General features: G+C 51.8%; 2 rRNA genes. Both read right to left on the bottom strand.

Annotated features, from left to right (window positions below):
- Nucleotides 1-28 precede the first annotated feature (28 nt).
- A 5S ribosomal RNA gene (gene rrf / locus OX89_RS11955) occupies nucleotides 29-141 on the bottom strand.
- Nucleotides 142-261: 120 nt separating this feature from the next.
- Nucleotides 262-3,137: ribosomal RNA gene (locus OX89_RS11950) — 23S ribosomal RNA — on the bottom strand.
- Between the last annotated feature and the right edge of the window lie 4 nt (nucleotides 3,138-3,141).

Raw genomic sequence — 3,141 nt, 5'->3', positions numbered from 1 at the left:
TAGTGGGAGGGCGGTTTGGGCTGTAAGAGCCTGACGATGACCTACTTTCACACGGGAACCCGCACTATCATCGGCGCGAAGTCGTTTCACTGTCCTGTTCGGGATGGGAAGGAGTGGGACCAACTTGCTATGGTCATCAGGCATAAAGGGTTGCTGAGCAGTGAGGACTGCACAGCGAATTCATAGAGTCTGTGAATCAGCGTGGATTTGATTGCGTACTTGGCATAACAGTCTTGAGCTGCGATTGGCAGTCAAAGTTATAGGGTCAAGCCGCACGGGCAATTAGTACTGGTTAGCTTAATGCATTGCTGCACTTCCACACCCAGCCTATCAACGTCGTGGTCTACAACGACCCTTCAGGGGGCTCAAGGCCCCGGCAGATCTCATCTTGAAACGAGTTTCCCGCTTAGATGCTTTCAGCGGTTATCTCTTCCACACTTAGCTACTCGGCAATGCCACTGGCGTGACAACCGATACACCAGAGGTGTGTCCACTCCGGTCCTCTCGTACTAGGAGCAGGCTTCCTCAAATCTGCAGCGCCCACGGAAGATAGGGACCAAACTGTCTCACGACGTTTTAAACCCAGCTCACGTACCTCTTTAAATGGCGAACAGCCATACCCTTGGGACCGACTACAGCCCCAGGATGAGATGAGCCGACATCGAGGTGCCAAACACCGCCGTCGATATGAACTCTTGGGCGGTATCAGCCTGTTATCCCCAGAGTACCTTTTATCCGTTGAGCGATGGCCCTTCCATACAGAACCACCGGATCACTATGTCCTGCTTTCGCATCTGCTCGACTTGTCAGTCTCGCAGTTAAGCACGCTTATGCCATTGCACTATCGTCACGATGTCCGACCGTAACTAGCGTACCTTCGAACTCCTCCGTTACGCTTTGGGAGGAGACCGCCCCAGTCAAACTGCCTACCATGCACTGTCCCCGATCCAGCTAATGGACCTAGGTTAGAACCTCAAACGCACCAGGGTGGTATTTCAACGTTGGCTCCATGAGATCTAGCGACCTCACTTCAAAGCCTCCCACCTATCCTACACAGATCCGTTCAAAGTCCAATACAAAGCTACAGTAAAGGTTCATGGGGTCTTTCCGTCTTTCCGCGGGGAGATTGCATCATCACAAACATTTCAACTTCGCTGAGTCTCAGGAGGAGACAGTGTGGCCATCGTTACGCCATTCGTGCAGGTCGGAACTTACCCGACAAGGAATTTCGCTACCTTAGGACCGTTATAGTTACGGCCGCCGTTTACTGGGACTTCAATCAAGAGCTTGCACCCCATCATTTAATCTTCCAGCACCGGGCAGGCGTCACACCCTATACGTCCACTTTCGTGTTTGCAGAGTGCTGTGTTTTTATTAAACAGTCGCAGCCACCGATTTTTTGCAACCGCTTTGGGCTTCCTTTGTACAAGTTCACCTACTTGCGGCATACCTTCTCCCGAAGTTACGGTATCAATTTGCCGAGTTCCTTCTCCTGAGTTCTCTCAAGCGCCTTAGAATACTCATCTCGCGCACCAGTGTCGGTTTGCGGTACGGTCGTCAATAGCTGAAGCTTAGTGGCTTTTCCTGGAAGCAGGGTATCACTCACTTCGTCTGCAAGCAGACTCGTTATCACCCCTCATCTAAGCCCGGCGGATTTGCCTACCAGGCACGACTACAGGCTTGAACCAACATATCCAACAGTTGGCTGAGCTAACCTTCTCCGTCCCCACATCGCACTATTGATCGGTACAGGAATATTGACCTGTTTCCCATCAGCTACGCATCTCTGCCTCGCCTTAGGGGCCGACTCACCCTACGCCGATGAACGTTGCGTAGGAAACCTTGCGCTTACGGCGAGCGGGCTTTTCACCCGCTTTAACGCTACTCATGTCAGCATTCGCACTTCTGATACCTCCAGCATCCGTTACCAGACACCTTCACAGGCTTACAGAACGCTCTCCTACCACGTGCAATAAATTGCACATCCGCAGCTTCGGTAACTGGCTTAGCCCCGTTACATCTTCCGCGCAGGACGACTCGATCAGTGAGCTATTACGCTTTCTTTAAATGATGGCTGCTTCTAAGCCAACATCCTGACTGTTTTAGCCTTCCCACTTCGTTTCCCACTTAGCCAATTTTAGGGACCTTAGCTGGCGGTCTGGGTTGTTTCCCTCTTGAGTCCGGACGTTAGCACCCGGTGCTCTGTCTCCCAAGCTGTACTCTGCAGTATTCGGAGTTTGCCTTGGTTTGGTAAGTCGCCATGACCCCCTAGCCAAAACAGTGCTCTACCCCCGCAGGTAATACTTGAGGCACTACCTAAATAGTTTTCGGAGAGAACCAGCTATTTCCAAGTTTGTTTAGCCTTTCACCCCTATCCACAGCTCATCCGCTAGTTTTGCAACACTAGTCGGTTCGGACCTCCAGTACCTGTTACGGCACCTTCATCCTGGCCATGGATAGATCACTTGGTTTCGGGTCTACACCCAGCGACTGAACGCCCTGTTCGGACTCGATTTCTCTACGCCTCCCCTATTCGGTTAAGCTCGCCACTGAATGTAAGTCGCTGACCCATTATACAAAAGGTACGCCGTCACCCCTAAGGGCTCCGACTTTTTGTAAGCATGCGGTTTCAGGATCTATTTCACTCCCCTCCCGGGGTTCTTTTCGCCTTTCCCTCACGGTACTGGTTCACTATCGGTCGATGATGAGTATTTAGCCTTGGAGGATGGTCCCCCCATGTTCAGACAGGGTTTCTCGTGCCCCGCCCTACTTTTCTCTAGCTTAGTACCACACGTCTGTTTTCGCATACGGGGCTATCACCCACTATGGCCGGCCTTTCCATGCCGCTTTGCTAACAGTCGTGCTATCACTAGAAGGCTCCTCCGATTTCGCTCGCCACTACTTTCGGAATCTCGGTTGATGTCTTTTCCTCGAGCTACTGAGATGTTTCAGTTCACCCGGTTCGCCTCGCTGACCTATGTATTCAGTCAGCGATACCCTTGCGGGTAGGTTTCCCCATTCAGAAATCTCCGGATCAAAGCTTATTTGCCAGCTCCCCGAAGCTTATCGCAGGCTATCACGTCTTTCGTCGCCTATCATCGCCAAGGCATCCACCACATGCTCTTAGTCACTTGACCCTAT

This window comes from Diaphorobacter sp. J5-51, assembly GCF_001023515.1.
Classification (GTDB): domain Bacteria; phylum Pseudomonadota; class Gammaproteobacteria; order Burkholderiales; family Burkholderiaceae_C; genus Diaphorobacter; species Diaphorobacter nitroreducens.
The sequence above is the reverse complement of the archived record's forward strand: the minus strand, read 5'-3'. Positions and strand labels throughout refer to the sequence as shown.